We start from the raw sequence: 20,200 nt of genomic DNA on the forward strand, positions 1-20,200 counted from the left end.
CCCGTCGAGGACGGTGACCGGGCCAAAGGCCTTCTTGACGTTTTCGACTTTCAGCATGCTTCAGAGGCCCCGGAAGGCGCTGTGCGCCCGCAGACGTTTTTCGGCCCAGGCGCCCAGCGAGGCGACCGCCTTGGCGGCGAGGTAGTAGAGGATGCCGACCGCCGTCCACACGATGAACGGCTTCAGCGTCCGCAAGTTGAGCGTGGCGCCGATCTTGGCGAGGTCGAGCACGCCGATGACCGAGATCAGCGAGGTGACCTGCAGCTGGTTGACCAGGAGCGCTGTCAGCGGCCCGATCGAGAACGCCGCGGCCTGCGGCGCGATCACGTGGCGCAGCACCTGCCAGCGGCTGAGCCCGAACACCCGTGCCGCCTCGACCTGGTCCCGGCCGATCGATTCGATCGACGACACCGCGATGACGTAGACGAATGCCGCCGTATTGGCCGAGAGCGTCACGATCGCCGCCTGCACCGGCGTCACGTTGACGTGGAAGAACGCCGGAAAGCCGAAGAACACCAGGAACAGCTGCACCAGCACCGGCGAGTTTTTCAGGATCTCGGAGACGAAGGTGACGACCTGCATCAGCACGGGGATGCGGTAGAACCGCACCACGCCCCACAGCACGCCGACCACCAGCCCGATCAGCGAGGTGATGAGGAACAGCCCCACAGTGACCCCGAGGCCCTGCAGCAGCAGCACGATGTCGTAAGGGGTGAACTCGGCGAAACGCATCAGCTCACCTGTTCCTGGAGATCGCGGTTGAGGCGGCGGTGCAAGAGGGTGATGCCGAGCGACACCAGGTAGGTCAGCGCCGCATAGACCACCAGCAGCACCACATAGACTTCGAACGGCCGGAAGGTGTCGGAGGCGACGATCTTGGCCTGCCCGGTCAATTCGTTGAGCGTGATGGTCGACAGGATCGACGAGGTGAGGATCATGTTGATCAGCACCGAGCCGAGCGGCCGCACCGAGGTGCGCAGCGCAATCGGCAAGACGATGCGGGTGAAGGTGACGCGCTTCGATAGCCCGCTGACCTCGGCTGCTTCGAGGATGCCGTTATCGATGGCGAGGATGCCGGCGCGGATCGCATCGGACGCATAGGCGCCGCCGGCGATCGACAGCGCCACCACCCCGGTGGTGAAGGCGTCGATATAGATGCCGATCTCGGGCAGGCCGTAATAGAAGAAGAACAGCTGCACGATGAACGGGATATTGCGGAACAGGTCGACATAGAGGAAGGCCAGCCGGCTGATCCACTTGCTCGACGAGGTGCGCGCGATGGCGACCAGCATGCCGAGGATGACGCTGCCGATGAGCGCCAGGGCGCAGGCTTCGAGCGTCAATAGCGCCCCCTCGGCCAGAAAGCCGAGATGCGGAATGAGAATGGTGAGATCGAGCCGCACGTGCCCTCCCGCCGAGTGAAACCGGTTTCACTTTATGTGACAGTTTGGCAATGTCAAGCAGCCTCTCAGACCTATTCGGCGCTTGATGGGGCGTGCGCAATCGCACACACGTCGCCGTGATCGGCATTGGCTGCCAAGTGTGACTGCATTGCACTCGACAAGTGGCCACGCTTTTTGCTGGTAGACACCCTGATATTGCCACTCTTGTTGCGAGACCTGTTTTGACCACCCGTCGTCTGTTCCTTATCGGGGGCGCCGCCCTGGCGCTCAGCGCCTGTTCCTCCACCGGCAAGCGCAACCTCAGCGCCAGCCGAGCGAATGTGATTCAGGTCGATGAGCCCTGGGCCAGCTACTACTCGATGAAGACCAACGAGCCGTTCCCGGTTCCGGGTATCGACATCCGCAAGATCCCGCAGCAGTTCTGGCGCCAGGAAGTCGATTATGCCGGCCGCGAAAAGCCCGGCACCATCGTCGTCAACACCTCCGAGCGCTTCCTCTACCTGGTGCAGTCGGGTGGCCGCGCCATGCGCTATGGCGTCGGCGTCGGGCGCGAGGAGGGGCTCAATTTCCGCGGCTCGGCGGTGATCGCCCGCAAGGCCGAATGGCCGCGCTGGACCCCCACCGCCAACATGATCAAGACCCAGCCGGAAAAATACGGTCCGGTTGCCGCCGGGCTCGAGCCCGGCCTCAAGAACCCGCTCGGCCCGCGCGCGCTCTATCTCTACCGCAACGGCAAGGACACGCATTTCCGCCTGCACGGCACGCTCGAGCCCTACACCATCGGCCAGTCGGTCTCCTCGGGCTGCATCCGCCTGATCAACCAGGACATCATCGATCTCTACAGCCGCGTCCCCACCGGCACCCGGGTGATCGTCACCGGCTGATCGGTTATCCTCCTCTCGACACGCCGCGTTGGGCCTGGTGAGAGTGGCGCCGAGTAAGCGAACCGACGCTGTGCCAGTCCCCCAAACTCGGTGTCATCCCAGCGAAAGCTGGGACCCAACTATCAACGGGTGCTGGCGGTGAGATGGGTCCCTGCTTTCGCAGGGATGACGCCGGTGGGTGGAGCATCTGAAGTGCCCCACCTACCCTTCCGGGCAGGCCCTCGCACGCCGGGGTGACAAATGCCGTTCGGCTCAGCATTATGGCCCTCCCGGAATCAGCGGTGGGGATGTCCGTGGCATCAAAGGCCAATATCGATGCCTGGTTCGAGCGCATCGGCTTTGCCGGCTCGATCGCTCCTTCGCTGGAGACGCTGAGCCAGTTGCATCAGATGCATCCGGCAGCGATTCCTTACGAGAACCTCGATCCGCTGATCGGCGCGCCGGTTCGGCTCGACCTCGCCAACCTGCAGCAGAAGCTGCTGTTCGATCGCCGCGGCGGCTATTGCTTCGAGCACAACCTGTTGTTCAAGGCGATGCTCGAGGAACTCGATTTCGAGGTGAAGATGCATGGCGCCCGCGTGCTGTGGGGCCTCGCCGAGGGGGAGGAACCGCCGCTGCGCCATCTGGTGCTGACTGTCGAGGTCGCCGGCATCACCTATCTTGCCGATGTCGGTTTCGGCGGCCAGACCGCAACGGCGCCGTTGCGGCTGCGCGCCGACACACCCCAGGCCACCCCGCTCGATACCTATCGTCTGCTCGAAACCGATGGCACCTGGCAGGTGGAGATCGAGATCGAGGGCGCCTGGCACCCGCTCTACAGCTTCGAGCGCACCGAGCGCAGCATGGACGAACTGGCCAAGCTGAACGATGAGGCCGATTCCTCGCCGTTCTTCACCCAGAACCTGCTCGTCGCCCGGATCGAAAAGACCCGGCGCGTCGCGCTGCTCAATAGAAAGCTCAACATCCACACCGTCGGTGCGCCGAGCGAAGGGCGGTTGATCAACTCGGTCGCCGAGTTGCGCGAACTGCTCACCGGTACTTTCGGGCTGCAACTCCCCAATGACGAGCGGCTGGAGCCAGCGCTGCAGAAAATCATCGATCGCGAGCCCGACTGATGGCGCCGGTCTATGTCGACCCCGCCAAGGTGCTCGAATTCAGGGACGAGCAGGCCTTCTACGATTGGTTGAGCCAGCACCACGACAGCGAACAGTGGGACGAGGTGTGGATCAAGATCCACAAGGTCGGCTCCGGCTTGCCTTCGATCACCGCGAAGGAAGCGATCGATGTCATCCTCTGCTGGGGCTGGATCGATGCCGTCCGCAAGGGGTTTGACGACAAGAGCTTCCTGCAGCGCTACACCCGGCGCGGCCGGAAGAGCATCTGGAGCAAGATCAACGTCGACAACGTCGCCCGGCTGGTCAAATCCGGCAGGATGACCGAGCACGGCATGAAGCATGTCGAGGCCGCCAAGGCCGATGGCCGCTGGGATCGCGCCTACGGCGCCGGCAAGGACCTGAAGATCCCCGACGATTTCCAGGCCGCGATCGATGCGGAACCCGCGGCCAGGGAAATGCTCGGCAAGCTCACCGAGCAGAACCGTTTCGCGCTCGCCTTCCGCGTCCATAACCTCAAGACTGAGGCTGGCCGCCAAAAGAAGATCGAGAGCTTCGTGGAAATGCTGAAGCGCGGCGAGACCATCTATCCGCAGGGAAAGCAGAAGTGACCCGCAATCCTTGCAGTCGGGAAGCCCTCCCCCTCGCGGGGAGGGTGGCGCAGCCAGGAGCAGAGCGACTTGGCGGAGCTGGGGTGGGGGGCGAAGCACGCTCCCCATCTGTGGCGCCCCCCACCCTTGATCCCTCCCCGCAAGGGGGAGGGAGTCGACTGCCCAGTCCGGTGTTCGAATGACCGTCTGGGTGGCGTTCCTGCGCGCCGTCAATGTCGGCAAGCGCCAGATGAAGATGGCTGAATTGAAGGCGCTCTGCGCCGAACTCGGCTATACCGGCATCAAGACCATCCTCGCCAGCGGCAATGTCCGCTTCGAGTGCCCGCACGACCCGAAGGCCGAACTGGAAGCGGCGATCGAAAAACGCTGGGGCTGGTTTTCCGAGGCAGTGATGCGCTCCGGCGTCGAGATCGAGGCGATGCTGGCGGCAAAGCCTTTCGCCGGGTATCCCGACGAGGGCAACTTCCATCGCTACGTGATGCTGTTCGACAGGCCGCTGCCCAGGGGCGCGAGCTATACTGGCATCCCCGACGACTATGACGTTGTGCGGGTCGAGGCGCGAGAAATCTACCTCGTCGGCTATCGCCAACCCGACGGTCGGCACGGGCCGGGGCTGGACAAGTTCGACCGGCAGTTGGACAAGGGCGCGGTCGCTACGATGCGCAACTGGAACACCATCCCCAAGGTCCTCAATTGATCACTGTCCTCGGCTCCACCAATCTCGATCTGATCGGCACCGTCAGCCGCATCCCGAAGCCCGGCGAGACCGTACCGGGGCACCAGTTCTCGATGGCCGCCGGCGGCAAGGGCGCCAACCAGGCGCTGGCCGCCCGCCGCGCCGGCGCCGAGGTCCGCATGTTCGCCGCTGCCGGCACCGACAGCTTTGCCGATGAGGCGTTGAAACTGCTGCGTGCCGACGGCGTCGATCTCAGCCATGTGCGCATCGTCGAAGGGGCCACCGGCATCGCCATGATCTTCGTCGACGAGGCCGGCGAGAACGTCATCGCCATCCTCCCCGGTGCCAACGGCACCATGGGCCAGGCTGACGCCGACGCGGCGCTCAAAGGGCTCGGCATCGGCTCGGTGCTGATGCTGCAGCAGGAGATCCCGCAGGCCGCGACCGAACGGGCGCTGGAGCTGGCCAAGGCCCAGGGCGTCATCTCGATCCTCAACACCGCGCCATTCCTCAAGACCACCAAAGCGGTGGCCGAGCGGGCCTCGATCGTCATCGCCAACGAAACCGAGTTTGAACTGCTGACCGGCGCCGGCGTCGACAGGCTCGATGCGGCGATGACCGATTGGGCGAAATCGCAGAACCAGACGGTGATCGTCACCCTCGGCCCCGACGGGGCGCGCGCCGCGACGCCCACCGGCAGCTTTGCCGTCCCCGCCATGAAGGTCGATCCGGTGGACACGGTCGGCGCCGGCGACACTTTCTGCGGCTACCTCGCCGCCGGCCTCGATGGCGGCCTGGATCTCGAAGCAGCCATGCGCCGCGCCGCGGTGGCGGCGAGCCTCGCCGTGCTGAAGCCCGGCGCGCAGCCGGCGGTGCCGTATCTGAGGGACGTCGAGGCGGCGCTGCGCTGAACTGCCCCTCAGCCGCCCTTCGGGCACCCTCTCCCTCAAGGGGAGAGGGGCGATGCGGCGCGATCTCGCCCCAACTTTCCCTCTCCCCTTGAGGGAGAGGGTGGCGCGAAGCGCCGGGTGAGGGGCAGTTCAATGAGTCGAACTCAGTCCAGCTTCATCCGCGCCTCATACGCCCTCAGCATCGGTTCGAGGTGATCCTCGAACAGCACCCCCGGCTTCTCTTGCAGCGCCATCGGATAGGCGGCCTCCGCGGCCAGTGACAAGCCGAGAAATGCGATCAGCCCCTCCGCCGCGCCGGCTGCGGCGAAACGGTAGGCCCCGGTTTCGAGCCGTCCGAGCAGGGCCTTTTTCGAGGCGATCATCTTCTCGGTGAAGCCCACGCCATTGCTCATCGAGGTCGAGACCTTGAGATAATCGTGCTGCGGCGTGCCCAGATGGTGGACGCCGCCGGCGGTGCGCCACAACTGCATCAACAGTTCGAGGTCGGTCATGTTGGTGAGTTCGAGATCGTAGCGCGCGTCGCAGCGCCGCCGATCCCAGACGATCATCGAATCCATCGACAGGTTGACGAACTTGTAGGCGCCCGGCTGCAGCACCCGGTCCTTGCCGTCGCCAACGAAACGAAGGTGGCTGTAGCCATCGTCCATCACGTCGAGGGCCGATGACACGATCGGCTGGTCGGCCAGCGCCGCGACCGCCAGTTCGAGCTTTCGCGGCTTCATCCGGTCGTCGGCATCGAGGATCGCCACATAGGGGGTGTTGATCCGGTCGAGCGCCAGGTTGCGGGCTCGCGATGCCCCGGCGCCGACCCGGCCCGTACTGAGGAAATGGAAACGCGGATCGACGAGGCCGGCGCGGCCCAGCAACTCGTCATAATCCTCGCCGTCATCGGTGACGACCCAGGCTTCCCAGTCGGCGTGGGTCTGCGCGAACACGCTGCGGACCGCCTCCTTGATGAAGCCTTCGGCCTTGTAGGCCGGGATCACCACCGCCACCGTGCTGTCGGTCAAAGTCCTGCTCCCCGCCGCGCGGCGGTCTTGATTGGGAAGGGTCCCAGACCCATATCACGCGCATGGAACGGCGCCACTGAAACTCGGGCCGCTCCACACCGTTGCTTGGAACAAGGACGATACGGATGTCGCGCGTCTCCATGTTTTCGGCGCCCTTCCTGCTCGGCTTCGATGCGTTCGAGGAACGTATCGATCGGTTGAGCAAAGCCGCCGACGGCTACCCGCCCTACAATATCGAGCGCTCGCTCGATGCCGAGGGCGCGGAGACCTTTCTGATTTCCATCGCCGTCGCGGGGTTCGCAGAGGCCGACCTCGAGGTGACTGTGGAAGACAACCAGCTGCTGGTCCGCGGCCGACAGAAAGACGACGCCAGCCGAAACTACCTGCATCGCGGCATCGCCGCGCGGCAGTTCCAGCGAAACTTCCTCCTCGCCGACGGCATGGTGGTCAAGGACGCAATGTTACGGAACGGCATGCTGATGATCGCAGTTGTTCGTCCGAGAGCCGAAAAGATCGCCCGCCGTATCGAGATCCGTTCTGCCTAGAAAGGGGAACATGAAGTGCAAGAGAATAGAGAACAGCAGATCGACAATCCCCTGCGGAACCTGACGCCGGCCCAGTTCATGGCGCTCGGCGGCAATGCAGTGGTTTACGTCAAGCACGTCAAGGGCGCGGACATGGGTCCGATCCTGCCCGACAGCGAATTCCACGAAGACTCCGACTTCCACATCGTGGTCTCGGCCGACGGCTCGCCGTTGATGGTCGGAGACAGCGAGGAAGCCGTCGCCGAATGGCTGAGCGACAAGTCCTTCGGCATTGTCACGCTGCACTAACGCCCTGGGGCACTCAAGCTTGCCCAACCCACGGTGTCACCCCGGCGAAGGCCGGGGCCCATCCTGAGATGCCGCGGTGGGCCGAGGTGCATGGTCGTGCGCGCTGTCGAGATCAGGCGCGATGTGTGCCGAGAGACGCGGGCGAGCAGGGACAAATCGAGAGCCCTCAGGATGGCCCCCGGCCTTCGCCGGGGTGACATCGAGGATGAAGAGCGGTCCGAACTCAGTCCCACAGAACGCTGATGGCCCTCTCCCGGACGGGAGAAGGCCCTCAACAATCACAATAGTCTGAGGTCACGCCGCCCGCGTGGCTTCCAGCGGCTGCGTCAGGATGCCGTAGAGTTCGTCGGCATCGCCCGAGCGGCGCAGTCGCGCCACCACGGAATCGGTTCTCAGGATCCGTGCCACCCGGGCCAGCGCTTTGAGGTGGTCGGCGCCCGCGCCCATCGGCGCGAGCAGCAGCATCACCAGGTCGACCGGCTGGTCGTCCACTGCTTCGAACTCCACCGGCGTATCGAGCTTGGCGAACAACGCCGTCACCCCGTTCAGCCCGGCGAACTTGCCGTGCGGGATGGCAATGCCGTTGCCCAGCCCGGTGGAGCCCAGCTGTTCACGATCGTTCACGGCTTCAAAGATGGTCGCAGCGTCCTGTCCGGTGATCTTTGCAGCCTGCTCGGCCAGCCTGTGCAACACGTCCAGTTTGGTCTTGCTCTCCGAGCAAACAATCACCGAGTCCTCCGAGAGGATGTCAGCCAATTCCATCAAGAATTTCCCATCGTGGATGCGGAAAGTGCAAGCTTTTCCGGAGCCCTAGTTCGGCTTGAGGGCCGGATCGATCCAGCCAATATTGCCGTCGGCGCGGCGGTAGACCACATTTAGGCCACCATGTCCAGCATGCCGGAATACGACCACTTCCGCCTGGGTCAAATCAAGCTGCATCACCGCTTCGCCCACAGACATCTGCCTTAGGCTCGAGGTGGCCTCGGCAATGACCGGCGGCGAGTAGTCCTCCAGGAGCTCGTCATCCTCGCCGGGAGCGGCGAGCACATAGGACGGTGCTTCCTCGGCGGCGCCATTGGCACCACGCCGATGCGCCTTGAGCTTGCGGTTATAGCGGCGCAGCCGTTTCTCGATCGTGTCGGCCATGCCCTGATAGGCAGAGAGCGCATCCCCGCCATAGGAGCTCGATTGCAGCACGGCGCCGGAATCGAGATGCACCATGCACTGGGCGTTGAACCCCGAGCCCTCGGGCTCGAGCGTCAGATGGCCGGTATAGTTGCCGTCGAAATACTTCTTCACCACCGTGTCGAAATGGCCCTGCGCCTTGATCCGCAGCGCATCGCCGACATCCATGTTTTTTCCTGAGACGCGCAGTGTCATGGAGGTCCTTCTTTCTCATTAGTGTAGCCGGCCGGAATGGCCGCCACCAAGAGATGTGGTCACCCCGGTGAGGGGAGTCTAGTCCGCCCCTCCCCGGGGAGCAATGCGCGGATCGGCATTGGGTTCACATGCGAGGTGTCGACAGGCACCGTGCCGAAGCGCTATCGTCCCGCCGCGACCAAAGCGCGCTTCTGGCGCCGCCGGATCACCGAGGACGGGATGTTCATCCCTTCGCGGTATTTCGCCACAGTGCGGCGCGCCACTTCGATCCCCCGCTCCTTTTGCAGCATTTCGGCAATGGTATCGTCCGAGAGGATGTCGGCCGGCTGCTCGGCGTCGATGATCTGCTTGATCCGATGGCGCACCGCCTCGGCCGAGTGGTCGCCTTCGCCGGTCGATGAGCCGAGCGCCGTGGTGAAGAAATACTTCATCTCGAACAGCCCGCGTGGTGTCGACACGTACTTGTTCGAGGTGACGCGGCTGACCGTCGACTCGTGCATTTCGATGGCGTCCGCCACCGCCTTCAGCGTCATCGGTTTGAGATGCGTGATGCCGTGCACCAGGAAGCCATCCTGCTGCTTCACGATTTCGGCAGTGACCTTGAGGATGGTCTGCGCCCGCTGGTCGAGGCTCTTGGCCAGCCAGTTGGCGGTGGCGAGGCAATCGGTGAGAAAGCTCTTCTCCGTGGTGCCGCGGGTCTTCTTGGTCACCGAGGCATAATAGGTGCGGTTGACCAGCACGCGCGGCAGCACGTCGGCATTGAGCTCGATCTGCCACTCGCCGCCGGGTCCCGGTCGCACGAACACGTCCGGCACCACCGATTCCACCGGCCCTGCCTCGAAGGCGCGACCGGGGCGGGGGTCGAGCTGGCGCAACTCGGCCAGCATGTCGAGCAGATCCTCGCGATCGGCGCCCACGGCGCGGCCGAGGGCCGTCAGGTCGTGCTGGGCGATCAGCTCGAGATTATCGAGCAGGCGCAGCATCAGCGGGTCGAGCCGGTCTTTCTCCCTCAGCTGCAGCGCCAGGCACTCGCGCACGTCGCGGGCGAACACCCCGACGGGATCGCAGCCCTGCAGTTTCAACAGTACCGCCTCGATGGTTGCGACGGGGGCCCCGAGCTGCTCGGCTACGGTGTCGAGCTCGACGGCGAGGTAGCCGGCCTCGCTGAGACTGTCGATCAGGAACTGCGCGATCAGCCGTTCCGCCGGATCGGCGGTGATCAGCCCCGCCTGCGCGGCGAGGTGATCGCTCAGCGTCGGTCGCGCCGCGACGAACTGGTCGATATCGGCGGCCTCGCCATCACCGCCGCTCCGCTCGTTCCACTGCGTCGAGTCGGTCAGCCGTTCCGGCGCCGACTGGTCGGGGAAGACGTTCTCGACCTCGGTGTCATAGCCATTGGCGATCGAGTCGGCCGATTGGATGCGATCGGAAAAGTCGACCGTGTCCTCGGCAGCGTTCAGTTCTGCCGGACGCTCCGGCGCTTCCGCCGCCTCGTCGGCCGGCTCTGCCCCGTCCTCGCGTTCGAGCAGCGGATTGCGCAGCAGCTCGGCCTCGACGAAGCTGTTGAGCTCGAGGTGGCTGAGTTGCAGCAGCCGGATCGACTGCATCAATTGCGGCGTGAGCGTCAGGCCCTGGCTCTGACGAACCTCAAGCCGTGGCGACAAGGCCATGCGCGCGTTTCCCCTAAGGCAACCGAATGAGGCTTCCCGGCGCCATCCATGCATGATTGACGCCGCTAGGGCAAGAATGGCGGGCAAGAACCGTGCCAAGAGTGGTTAAGCGCATTTCCCGCGCCACCGGTTGTATCCGAGCCGGCGGTAGTCGATGGTGAGCCATAAGGAGAGTCCGGTGCCACTCAAGATCGTCAGACGGCTGCTGCCGGATTGGGGCACGACCTATGGACCGCCAGGCGAGGGCCCATTTCCGGCTGTCCTGCTGCTCCATGGCTCGGAAGGCCCGTGGTCGGGATGGAGCCACCGCAACGCCGCGATCCTCGCCGCTCATGGCTTCCTCGCCTTTCCCTTCGGCTACTCGAAGGGTGGCAATGCCTGGAACGCCGGCAACATCATCGACGTGTCGCTCGATCGCACCGTCGCGGCAATGGCGGCTCTGCGCGCCTTCGCCCCTGCCGGGTCGGGGCTTGGGCTCTATGGTGTCTCGCGCGGTGCCGAGCACGCCCTGTTGCTTGGCTCGCTGATGGCACGTGACGGGGACCCGGGCATGCCCGACGCCATCGCTGCCCATAGCCCACCCGATGTGATCTGCGGCAGCTTCGATAGCTGCTCGTGGCGCGACGCTGGTGATCCCGGCTGGCAGTCGTGGGATCCGGGCCATCGCGCCTGGAGCTGGAAGGGCTCGTCGGATGAGCTGCTGCCGACCACGCCGATCGAGATCGAGCGCTACGCCGGCCCGCTCTTCCTCAGTCATGGCACTGCCGACCGGGTGTGGTCGGTGGAGATGACGCGGCGGCTGGCCGAACGCCTGCATCGGCACGGCCGCCGCCCGGAAGTGCATTTCTATGAGGACCAGGATCACCTGCCGGGAAGTGACGCCGAGAACGAACACCACGAGCACCTGATCGGCTTCTTCGAGCGAAACCTCGGCTGACCCGTCAAACCTCGAACGTATCGCCCAGGTATACCCGTCGTGCCTCGGGGTCGGCGGCGATCACTTCAGGTTTGCCCTGGATCATCACGTGCCCTTCGTGGATCACGTAGGCACGGTCGACCAGCGACAGCGTCTCGCGCACCGAATGGTCGGTGATCAAGACGCCGATGCCACGGCGGGTGAGGTGCTTGACCAGCATCTTCACTTCGCTGACCGCGATCGGATCGACGCCGGCAAACGGCTCGTCAAGCAGCATGAACAGCGGGTCGGTCGCGACGGCCCGGGCGATCTCGACGCGTCGCCGCTCGCCACCCGACAGCGCCAGCGCATTGGATTTGGCAATATGGGCGATGCCGAATTCGGCCAGCAGCTCGCCGACCCGCACCCGTCGCTCGGCCTTTTTCGGCACATGCCCCTCGAGCACCGCAAGGATATTGCCCTCGACGCTGAGACCGCGAAAGATCGAGCTTTCCTGCGGCAGGTAGCCGATGCCCAGCCGCCCGCGCTGGAACAGCGGCAGGTTGGTGATCGGCCGCCCGTCGACGAGGATCTTGCCCTTGTCCGGCTTCACCAGCCCCATGATCATGGTGAAGACCGTGGTCTTGCCGGCGCCGTTCGGTCCGAGCAGGCCCACCGCCTCGCCGCGCCGCACCGCGAGGCTGACATTCTCGACCACCGTGCGCTTGCCGAAGCTCTTGTTGAGCCCGTGCGCCACCAGCCAGCCGGTCTGGTCGACCGCCGCCGTGGCTTTGCCTGTCGCCGCTTCGTTCATTGCGGGGTGAAGACGCCGGTTACCCGGCCTCCTTCATTGCCCTTGAATACCGAGCTGTTGGTCTTGAGGTTGATGGTCAGATCCGGCCCGTTCAGCTTGCCCTGCGCGTTGACCACCGTGACATTGCCGCTGAGCCTGAGGATCAGGGTGTCCGGATCGAACGTCGCCTTGGCGCCCGTCGCATCCTGGCTGTCGGTCTTGATCCGTACGTTGCCGGTGGCCGTGAGGCTGTCGATGTCGCTCTGCCCGCCGCTGCCATAGATCACCACTACCTTGTCGGCCCACAGTTTGAGCCCGGTGCGGGTGATCACCACATTGCCGCTGAAGGTGGCATTATTGTTGTTCTGGTCGATGGTGAAGTCGTCGGCCGAAACGTTCACCGGCTCGGCCGCAATGGCCGGCGCCGCCACCAGCGCCATGACACTGAACACCAAGGGGACGAGCAGCTTCATTCGGTTTCCCCCGGGGTCGAGTTCAGCGTCACCTTGGCGTTCTTGAACGTGTAGATGCCGGTTTCGCGATCATAGGTCATACCGTCCGAGACGACTCGCGAGCCGCTCGGCATGGTGATGTCCACATGGCCGTTGGCTACCATCTTCCAGTCCATCAGGTCGGCGAACACGCCTTCCAGCGTGCCGTCGAGTCCTTCGGAACTGGTGACATGGGCGGTACCCGGCACATGGAGCAACTGGTCATTGGTCTGGAACTGCGCCTCCACCGCTTCGGCCTGCATCGCCGCGCCCTCCGGCGGCGTCATGGTGAACACCGCGTCCTCCATGTCGATCAGGTCGTTCTGCGTCGGCGCCACCTTGGCTGCCCGCGCCGACAGCGCGTAGAGCGTGCCGTCATCGCCGGTGGAGGTGAGGCGCGGCGTTTCCACCACCAGTTTGTCGCGATCGATCCGGATGTTGGAATAGCCGAAGCGCTGGCCGAGATTGTCGACGACGATCATCGCCAGCAGCACCGCGAACACCAGCACCCCACCCGCCGGCACCAACCAGCGCAACAGGCCGACCAGCCGGTTGCGACGATTGAGTCGTGCGTAGAGCGCGGCGCGATCGTCGATCGGGGCGGCGAACGTCGCCATCAGCTATGCGCGAAGATGTCGGTCTCGTCCCAGCCCATCAGGTCGAGGTCGATCCGGTGCTTGAGGAACTCGAAGCAGGCCTGCGCCAGCTCGGTCCGGCCTTCGCGCCTGAGCATGCGATCGAGATGGCGCTTCAGGTCGTGCAGGTAGAGGACGTCCGAGGCGGCGTAGTCGAGCTGCGCCTCCGAGATCTTCTCGGCGCCCCAGTCCGAACTCTGCTGCTGCTTGGACATGTCGATGTTGAGCAGCTCGCGCGCCAGGTCCTTGAGCCCATGCCGGTCGGTATAGGTGCGCACCAGCTTGCTGGCGATCTTGGTACAGTAGACCGGACCGGTGACGATACCGAAGCGGTGCTTCAGCACCGCCATGTCGAAACGCGCATAGTGGAAGATCTTGGTGACCGCGGGGTCGCCGAGGAGCTTGGTGAGGTTCGGCGCTTCCTTCAGGTCCTGCGGGATCTGCACCACGTCGGCGCTGCCGTCACCGGGGGAGAGCTGTACGACGCAAAGCCGGTCGCGCCGCGGATCGAGACCCATGGTCTCGGTGTCGATCGCCACCTCACGGCCATAGCGCGAGAGGTCGGGCAGGTCGCCCCGGTGCAGTCTGATCGTCATGTCGAAATCCTGGTTCGGCGATTTGGGCTGTGATGCCATAGCATAAAGGCGTTGGAAAGACCGGCCGGCATCGTTACAAAACCGGGGGCTGCAGGCCACGCGGCTCCCGGCGGGTGGATTTCTTTATGACTTTGAACACGGTCCGCGACGGGCTGAGCGGACTGCCGCGTCGCTGGAAGCAAGCCATCCTGATCGGCTTCGACACCCTCGCGCTGCTTGGTGTGCTGTGGTTGAGCTTTGCTGTCCGGTTGGGCGGCAACTTTACCCCGACCATGTCGCACATCGCCCTGATGCTGCTGGCGCCGGTCGTCGCCATCCCGGTCTTCATCCGGCTCGGGCTCTATCGCGCCGTGATCCGCTACCTGCCGGAGCGGGCGCTGTGGACCATCATCCAGGCGATGATCCTCGCGACGCTCCTCTGGGTATTCGCGCTGTTTCTCGCCGAGGCGACACGGCTGGCGATCTTCCCGCGCACCGTGCCGCTGTTCTACTTCATCTTCGGCACCGTGGTGGTTGCCGGCTCGCGCTTCCTCGCCAAGGCATTGCTCTGGCTGCCTGAACGGACTGTCGGCCATGGCGGCGGCGTAGTGATCTATGGTGCCGGGTCGGCCGGTACCCAGCTCGCCGAGGCGCTGCGGGCACATCGCGCCAGCTACGTCGTCGCCTTTATCGATGACGACCAGGGCCTGTGGGGGCGCGATGTCGCCGGTATCCGCGTCGACCCGCCGAACAAACTCGGCGAACTGATCAGGAATCGGGGCGTCGGCGAAGTGATCCTCTCGATCCCCTCTGCCGACGCCACGCGCCGCGCCCAGATCGTCACCGAACTCAGCCATCACCCCATCAAGATCCGCGCGCTGCCGGCGATCGCCGACCTCGTCTCGGGCAAATATCTGATCAGCCAGCTGCGCGAGATCGATATCGACGATCTGCTGGGGCGCTCGGCCGTGCCGGCCAATGACGAGCTGATGGACGACATCCTCTCGGGAAGGGTGATCCTCGTCACCGGTGCCGGCGGCTCGATCGGCTCCGAGCTCACCCGGCTGATTGTCCTGCGCCGCCCCAAAAAGCTGGTGCTGCTCGAGGCGAACGAGTTCGCGCTCTATGAGATCGATCGGCACCTGCGCACGCTGGCGCAGGTCGAAATCGTCCCGGTGCTCGGCTCGATCGCCGATTCCCCGCTGGTTCGCCGCACGCTGCGGGACCAGGGCGTCGAGGTGATCTTCCACGCTGCGGCGCACAAGCATGTGCCGCTGGTTGAAGCCAACGCGCTCGAGGGTGTGCGCAACAACGTCGTGGGAACCCGCACCCTGGTCGAGGCGGCGGTCGCCGCGGGAGTCGAGCGCTTCGTCCTGATCTCCTCCGACAAGGCGGTGCGGCCCTCGAGCGTCATGGGCGCGACCAAGCGTTGGGCCGAACTGATCGTCCGCCACTACGGCAAGGGCAGCGGCCTGCGCTATTGCTCGGTGCGTTTCGGCAACGTACTTGGCTCCAATGGCTCGGTGGTGCCGCTGTTCCGCGAGCAGATCGCTGCCGGCGGTCCGGTCACTCTCACCGACAGCCGCATGACCCGCTATTTCATGTCGATTCACGAGGCGGCCGAACTGATCGTGCAGGCCGGCGCCATGGCCGAAGGCGGCGACATCTTCCTGCTCGAGATGGGCGAGCCGGTGAAGATCCGCGACCTCGCTGAAAACATGATTCGGCTGGCCGGCCTGTCGGTCAAATCCGACGACAATCCCAAGGGCGATATTGCCATCAAGGAAACCGGTGCCCGCCCGGGCGAGAAGCTGACCGAAGAGCTGTTCTTCGATCCGGCCAACGCCCTGCGCACCACGCAGCCCAAGATCCTCCGCTCGCCCCCCGGCGCCCGCCAGACCGACGACCTGCAGCCGGCCCTTGCGGCACTCGGTGCCGCACTCGAGGCCGAGGACGAGGCCGAGCTGCGCCGCGTGCTGTTCGACTACGTGAAGGTCTGACCGGCCGTGCTGATCGCGCAGCTTTCCGACCCACACCTGTGCGCTCCCGGCACGCTCTATCAGGGGCTGGTCGATTCCAACGCCATGTTCGAGGCGGCCATCCGGCGTCTCGGCGCGCTCGTTCCCGCGCCCGACCTGGTGCTGCTCACCGGCGACTTGACCGAACACGCGGCGCCGGCTGAATACCGGCTGGCGCGGCAGCTGTTGGCCGGCATCCGTCAGCCGGTGCTGGCCATTCCCGGTAACCACGATGAACGCGAGGCGTTCCGCGCCGCTTTCGGCGATCTTGGCTACCTGCCGGCCAGCGGCCCGCTGCATTTCGCTGCCGGCAGCATCGGTCCGGTCCGGGTCATCGGGCTCGATATCAGCGTGCCGGGCCAGCATCACGGCGATTTCGACGAGGGCGCTGCCGCGTGGCTGGAGGCGACACTCGCTGCCGAGCCCGAGCGGCCGACGCTCATCATGCTGCATCAGCCGCCCATTGAAACCGGCATCGGCTTCATCGATGCCTATCGCTGCTTCCACGGTGACCGGCTGGCGGCGATCGTCGCGCGCTACCCGGCGGTGGAGCGCGTGCTCTGCGGCCACGTCCATCGCCACATCTCACGTCGCTTCGGCGGCAGCTTGCTGCTCACCGCCCCGAGCACCACGACGGCCATCGCCCTGCGACTTGCTCCAGATGCCGAGCCGGCCTCCTTCGTCGAGCCGCCGGCCTTGCTGCTGCATCAGTACAGCGGCACCGGCCTCGTCACCCACTACCTGCCGATCAACCCCGGCACCGGCCCATTGCCGTTCTTCTGAGCGCCACTTGAGCGGCAGCTGACTGCGCCATTCATCAGGCATTCAAGCGCGGCTGATCACTTATTGCTGATCAGCGTGGACGGTGGGCTTGGGGCTCCGCCGGCACCCGCATTCGGCTCCAAGCCCCTGTGACTCCTAGGGAGAATTGCCATGAAACGAATTGCACTCGCCGGCTTTGTATTGCTTGGCCTGGTCGCCGGCGCTGCCGCCCAGACACCGCCTCCGGCGGTAGTCACCTTTGCCACGATCGCCGACATGCCGACGCTGAAGGATACCTCCAAGCAGGATCATTTCGCCGTCACGCTTTCCGACGCGCAGGTGGTGACCAACCTCACCGTCGACTGCACCGCCGGCCGTACCGAACTGCTGATCGTGCGTAGCGACAAGGCCTGCGCCATTGGTGGCAACGGCTCGATCATCAACCCGTCCAACAAGCAGGCGCTGCCGCGCACCCAGTATCTGGGCCAGTACACCGTCACTGCCGACGGCAGCACCGACGCCCGGACGCTGTCGATCAACTACCTCGCCGTCGGCAAGGTGGCGCCGGACACCAAGCAGTTTGCCGGCTCGCTGAACTTGAAGCCTGAACTCTCCTCGAGCGGCGCCGCCGGGCTTACCCAGTCGGTGCTCAAGAAGATCACCGGCGACAGTTCCGGTCCGATCAACAGCGCCGTCGACACCGTCGATCTCAACCGGCTGTTCATCCCCTCGGCCGGCCTGCCGTCCGATAAGGGCTGCACCTGGTCGGGCAACATGGTCTTCGCCTACCAGACCTATTCCTGGTTCATGTCGCTGTCGGCCGATTGCGGCGGCAAGGTCTACGAGCTGAAGGGCAACATGCCGTTCACCGACACCGCCGGCGTCGAAGGCCAGACCCAGTACGACCTGACCCTGACGCTGCCGTCGACGGAGCTGGTGGGTGACGACGCGCTGTTTGCCACCACCGATGAGAACGCCGACCTGTTCGCTTCGGTCGACGGCATCACCGGCTCGATCATCATGAAGAACTCCAACAACGTCACCGTCACCGTCGACGGCGAAAAGATCACCACTCCGATGAAGGTAGAGGCGTCCGGCAGCCTGACCGGCACCAACGTGCCGCTCGACGTGGTGCGCTCGTTCAGCACCCTGATCGGCATCCTGCCCTCGACCTTCTTCGGCGCCTGAGCCAGGATCGGTCGCAGCCATCAAGCCCCGCGCTAACCGCGCGGGGCGTTCTTTTGTTTACCTCGGCCAGCGTTGAGGGCACCCCGAATCTCCCCCCAATCCCGGTGTCACCCCGGCGAAGGCTGGGGCCCATCCTGAGCGCTTTCGGGTGGCGCACGGCGCACCGATGCCTCTCGGCATGGTTGGGCGTAATCGAGGACTAGTGCTCCCCGCCAGAACCGGCAGGCGCTCAGGCCTGCTCCGGTGCTTCGTCGCCGGCCCGGATCGGCTTCACCTGCTCGAGATCGTGCCCGCGGAACTGTGCGATGCGCAGCCGGAAATTGTAGCCGATGCGTTCGGCCCGTTCGACGAACAATGCCGCAACGTCTGGCGGGCAGAGCTCCTCCGCCGTCTCCCGAAACAGCTTCAGCCAGCGCGCGAAATGCCGGTCGGAAAGCTCCGGGATGGCGATGTGCTTGGGCATCGGGCGGCCGTAATAGCGGCCGCTGCCGAGCAGCATCGAACTCCAGAAGTCGGCGATGGTCTTGAGATGCGCCGGCCAGTCGGCTTCCGGGATCACCCGGTTGAACACCGGCCCGATCACCTCGTCGCGCCGCGCCTTGCCGTAGAAGCTCTCGACCACGGCAGTCACCATGGCCTCGTCGAGGTCGGCCGGAATCAGCCGGCCGGTGGGGTGGAGGCGAGGGCCTTCTGGAACAGTCACGTGATGGCCTTTCGGAAGCCGCCGGCGCACCTAAGCGCCGGCGGTACATAGCTTTCAGGAAAAGTCGCAGGCCTTTCCGGTTCGAAAGCGCGTCAATCGAGCATGTAGGTTGGTCAGGCGACCTTTGCGAGCGCCTGCTCGACGTCGGCGATGATGTCGTCGATGTGCTCGATGCCGACCGAGATGCGCACCAGGTCTTCCGAGACGCCGGCCTTCGCCAGTTCCTCCGGCCCGAGCTGGCGGTGCGTGGTCGAGGCCGGGTGGCAGGCCAGCGACTTTGCATCGCCGATATTCACCAGCCTGAGGATCATCTGCAGCGCATCGATGAACTGCGAACCGGCTGCGGCGCCGCCCTTGATGCCGAAGCTGATGATGCCCGAGGCCTTGCCCTTGGTGATCTTTTTCGCCGTCGCATGGTACTTGCTGTCCGGCAGCTGGGCGTAGTTCACCCAGTTGATCTTGGGGTGCTGCTTCAGCCAGGCCGCCAGCTTTTCGGCATTCTCGCAATGCCGCTCCATCCTGAGACCGAGCGTTTCGAGACCCATGAGGAACAGGAAGGCGTTGTGCGGCGACAGGGCCGCGCCGGTATTGCGCAGCGGCACCACGCGGCAGCGCCCGATATAGGCCGCCGGCCCCAGCGCCTCGGTATAGACCACGCCATGGTAGGACGGGTCGGGCTCGTTGAGGATCGGGAAGCGCTCCTTGTTGGCCTTCCAGTCGAACTTGCCGGAATCGACGATGATGCCGCCGATCGAATTGCCGTGCCCGCCGATATACTTGGTCAGCGCGTGGACCACGATATCGGCGCCGAATTCGAACGGCTTGCACAGGTAGGGCGTCGCCACCGTGTTGTCGACGATCACCGGCACGCCGTGGCGATGCGCGATCTCGCTGAGCCGCTGGATGTCGACGACATTGCCGGCCGGGTTGCCGATCGATTCGCAGAACACCGCCTTGGTGTTCTTGTCGATGAGCTTCTCGATCCCCTCGAAATCGCCCTGGTCGGCCATCCGCACCTCGATGCCCTGGCGCGGGAACGAGTGCATGAACAGGTTATAGGTGCCGCCATAGAGCTGGCTGATCGAGACGATGTTGTCGCCGACCCCCGCAATCGCCTGGATCGAATAGGTGATGGCCGCCATGCCCGAAGCGACGCAAAGGCCGGCAATGCCGCCTTCCATCTCGGCGACGCGCTGCTCGAGCACCGCCGTCGTCGGGTTCATGATGCGGGTATAGATATTGCCGGGGACCGCGAGGTTGAACAGGTCCGCGCCGTGCTGGGTGTTGTCGAAGGTGTACGAGGTGGTCTGGTAGATCGGGACCGCCGCCGCCTTGGTGGTTTCCTCCGCCTTGTAGCCATGATGGAGCGCGATGGATTCGAGCTTCACTTCTTGTCCTTTCAAGCAATGAACCGCTGGGCGAGCCAGCGGACCGGTATCCGTATCATGACCCGGGTGGGGGAGGGACCCCGTCCGAACGGATGGGCATTGCGTATCCGGAGCGCTTTCAGGAAAAGTTGCAGCCTTTTCCGGTTCGAAAGCGCGACAATCATCGACCGGGACTCATTCAGAAAAATCGCTCTGGCCTGGTGTAGTCTGACCCCACCGCACCGGCTGCGAGGCAAGGCCGCGCAACTACCCCCCATTATCT

General features: G+C 64.8%; 23 protein-coding genes. 11 read left to right on the forward strand and 12 right to left on the reverse strand.

Going from position 1 to position 20,200, the window contains the following annotated elements; translation table 11 throughout:
• Positions 1-60: 60 nt before the first annotated feature.
• Together VGV07_RS01870 and VGV07_RS01875 are read right to left on the reverse strand one after the other, a co-directional pair.
• Positions 61-732 carry an amino acid ABC transporter permease gene (locus VGV07_RS01870; protein ID WP_326866988.1) on the reverse strand — a complete coding sequence of 224 codons (672 nt, stop codon included), beginning with the start codon at positions 730-732 and terminating at the stop codon, positions 61-63.
• A complete protein-coding gene (locus tag VGV07_RS01875; RefSeq protein ID WP_069907678.1) occupies positions 732-1,403 on the reverse strand; it encodes an amino acid ABC transporter permease in 672 nt (223 codons plus the stop codon). Before VGV07_RS01875 ends, VGV07_RS01870 begins: the two co-directional genes overlap by 1 nt.
• Positions 1,404-1,624: 221 nt before the next feature.
• Here VGV07_RS01875 and VGV07_RS01880 point away from each other — a divergent pair, with 221 nt between their 5' ends.
• The 5 genes from VGV07_RS01880 to VGV07_RS01900 all read left to right on the forward strand — a co-directional run bounded on the left by VGV07_RS01880 (position 1,625) and on the right by VGV07_RS01900 (position 5,597).
• Positions 1,625-2,287: a L,D-transpeptidase gene (locus VGV07_RS01880; protein ID WP_326866989.1), complete on the forward strand. Its 663-nt coding sequence runs from the start codon at positions 1,625-1,627 to the stop codon at positions 2,285-2,287.
• A 287-nt stretch (positions 2,288-2,574) separates the two neighbouring features.
• Positions 2,575-3,402: an arylamine N-acetyltransferase gene (locus VGV07_RS01885; RefSeq protein WP_326866990.1), complete on the forward strand. Its 828-nt coding sequence runs from the start codon at positions 2,575-2,577 to the stop codon at positions 3,400-3,402.
• Positions 3,402-4,010 carry a YdeI/OmpD-associated family protein gene (locus VGV07_RS01890; protein ID WP_326866991.1) on the forward strand — a complete coding sequence of 203 codons (609 nt, stop codon included), beginning with the start codon at positions 3,402-3,404 and terminating at the stop codon, positions 4,008-4,010. Before VGV07_RS01885 ends, VGV07_RS01890 begins: the two co-directional genes overlap by 1 nt.
• A gap of 178 nt (positions 4,011-4,188) precedes the next feature.
• A complete protein-coding gene (locus VGV07_RS01895) occupies positions 4,189-4,707 on the forward strand; it encodes a DUF1697 domain-containing protein (protein ID WP_326866992.1) in 519 nt (172 codons plus the stop codon).
• The gene (locus tag VGV07_RS01900) at positions 4,704-5,597 is read left to right on the forward strand and encodes a ribokinase (RefSeq protein WP_326866993.1); all 894 of its coding nucleotides are present in this window, start codon (positions 4,704-4,706) and stop codon (positions 5,595-5,597) included. The genes VGV07_RS01895 and VGV07_RS01900 overlap by 4 nt, the downstream gene beginning before the upstream one ends.
• A 143-nt stretch (positions 5,598-5,740) precedes the next feature.
• Here the strand turns inward: VGV07_RS01900 and VGV07_RS01905 are convergent, their stop codons facing one another.
• Complete coding sequence (locus VGV07_RS01905) at positions 5,741-6,607, reverse strand: glycosyltransferase family A protein (protein ID WP_326866994.1); 867 nt, start codon at positions 6,605-6,607, stop codon at positions 5,741-5,743.
• 125 nt (positions 6,608-6,732) lie between these two features.
• Between VGV07_RS01905 and VGV07_RS01910 the strand changes: the two genes are divergently transcribed.
• Both VGV07_RS01910 and VGV07_RS01915 read left to right on the forward strand, forming a co-directional pair.
• Complete coding sequence (locus VGV07_RS01910; RefSeq protein ID WP_326866995.1) at positions 6,733-7,152, forward strand: Hsp20 family protein; 420 nt, start codon at positions 6,733-6,735, stop codon at positions 7,150-7,152.
• A gap of 15 nt (positions 7,153-7,167) precedes the next feature.
• The gene (locus tag VGV07_RS01915; protein ID WP_326866996.1) at positions 7,168-7,440 is read left to right on the forward strand and encodes a DUF1150 family protein; all 273 of its coding nucleotides are present in this window, start codon (positions 7,168-7,170) and stop codon (positions 7,438-7,440) included.
• A gap of 294 nt (positions 7,441-7,734) precedes the next feature.
• Here VGV07_RS01915 and VGV07_RS01920 read toward each other — a convergent pair whose 3' ends face one another.
• From VGV07_RS01920 to rpoN, 3 genes are all read right to left on the reverse strand, one after another.
• A complete protein-coding gene (locus VGV07_RS01920; protein WP_326866997.1) occupies positions 7,735-8,202 on the reverse strand; it encodes a PTS sugar transporter subunit IIA in 468 nt (155 codons plus the stop codon).
• 48 nt (positions 8,203-8,250) lie between these two features.
• Entirely contained in the window at positions 8,251-8,820 is a 570-nt protein-coding gene (locus VGV07_RS01925) for an HPF/RaiA family ribosome-associated protein (RefSeq protein WP_326866998.1), read from the reverse strand.
• Between the two features lie 161 nt (positions 8,821-8,981).
• A complete protein-coding gene (rpoN, locus tag VGV07_RS01930; protein WP_326866999.1) occupies positions 8,982-10,490 on the reverse strand; it encodes an RNA polymerase factor sigma-54 in 1,509 nt (502 codons plus the stop codon).
• A 178-nt stretch (positions 10,491-10,668) separates the two neighbouring features.
• On the opposite strand from rpoN, the gene VGV07_RS01935 reads away from it, so the two are divergent.
• On the forward strand, positions 10,669-11,427 hold the full coding sequence (locus tag VGV07_RS01935) for an alpha/beta hydrolase family protein (protein ID WP_326867000.1): 759 nt from the start codon (positions 10,669-10,671) through the stop codon (positions 11,425-11,427).
• Between the two features lie 4 nt (positions 11,428-11,431).
• On the opposite strand, the gene lptB is transcribed toward VGV07_RS01935, so the two are convergent.
• Genes lptB through VGV07_RS01955 form a run of 4 tightly spaced genes read right to left on the reverse strand, consistent with a single transcriptional unit; the run spans position 11,432 to position 13,900 of the window.
• Positions 11,432-12,199 (reverse strand): LPS export ABC transporter ATP-binding protein, encoded by a 768-nt coding sequence (lptB, locus tag VGV07_RS01940; protein ID WP_326867001.1) that lies wholly within the window; start codon positions 12,197-12,199, stop codon positions 11,432-11,434.
• Positions 12,196-12,651: a lipopolysaccharide transport periplasmic protein LptA gene (lptA, locus tag VGV07_RS01945; protein ID WP_326867002.1), complete on the reverse strand. Its 456-nt coding sequence runs from the start codon at positions 12,649-12,651 to the stop codon at positions 12,196-12,198. Before lptA ends, lptB begins: the two co-directional genes overlap by 4 nt.
• Positions 12,648-13,286: an LPS export ABC transporter periplasmic protein LptC gene (gene lptC / locus VGV07_RS01950; RefSeq protein WP_326867003.1), complete on the reverse strand. Its 639-nt coding sequence runs from the start codon at positions 13,284-13,286 to the stop codon at positions 12,648-12,650. Before lptC ends, lptA begins: the two co-directional genes overlap by 4 nt.
• Positions 13,286-13,900 carry a ribonuclease D gene (locus VGV07_RS01955; RefSeq protein WP_326867004.1) on the reverse strand — a complete coding sequence of 205 codons (615 nt, stop codon included), beginning with the start codon at positions 13,898-13,900 and terminating at the stop codon, positions 13,286-13,288. The genes lptC and VGV07_RS01955 overlap by 1 nt, the downstream gene beginning before the upstream one ends.
• Before the next feature lie 125 nt (positions 13,901-14,025).
• Here VGV07_RS01955 and VGV07_RS01960 point away from each other — a divergent pair, with 125 nt between their 5' ends.
• From VGV07_RS01960 to VGV07_RS01970, 3 genes are all read left to right on the forward strand, one after another.
• The gene (locus VGV07_RS01960) at positions 14,026-15,879 is read left to right on the forward strand and encodes a nucleoside-diphosphate sugar epimerase/dehydratase (RefSeq protein WP_326867005.1); all 1,854 of its coding nucleotides are present in this window, start codon (positions 14,026-14,028) and stop codon (positions 15,877-15,879) included.
• A gap of 6 nt (positions 15,880-15,885) precedes the next feature.
• On the forward strand, positions 15,886-16,680 hold the full coding sequence (locus VGV07_RS01965) for a phosphodiesterase (protein WP_326867006.1): 795 nt from the start codon (positions 15,886-15,888) through the stop codon (positions 16,678-16,680).
• A gap of 150 nt (positions 16,681-16,830) precedes the next feature.
• A complete protein-coding gene (locus tag VGV07_RS01970; RefSeq protein WP_326867007.1) occupies positions 16,831-17,847 on the forward strand; it encodes a hypothetical protein in 1,017 nt (338 codons plus the stop codon).
• A gap of 229 nt (positions 17,848-18,076) precedes the next feature.
• On the opposite strand, the gene VGV07_RS01975 is transcribed toward VGV07_RS01970, so the two are convergent.
• Together VGV07_RS01975 and VGV07_RS01980 are read right to left on the reverse strand one after the other, a co-directional pair.
• Positions 18,077-18,550, reverse strand: coding sequence for a group III truncated hemoglobin (locus VGV07_RS01975; RefSeq protein ID WP_326867008.1), 474 nt, complete (start codon positions 18,548-18,550; stop codon positions 18,077-18,079).
• 113 nt (positions 18,551-18,663) lie between these two features.
• Complete coding sequence (locus VGV07_RS01980) at positions 18,664-19,938, reverse strand: O-acetylhomoserine aminocarboxypropyltransferase/cysteine synthase family protein (RefSeq protein WP_326867009.1); 1,275 nt, start codon at positions 19,936-19,938, stop codon at positions 18,664-18,666.
• Between the last annotated feature and the right edge of the window lie 262 nt (positions 19,939-20,200).

It is taken from the genome of Devosia sp. (assembly GCF_035944845.1).
Classification (GTDB): Bacteria; Pseudomonadota; Alphaproteobacteria; order Rhizobiales; family Devosiaceae; genus Devosia_A.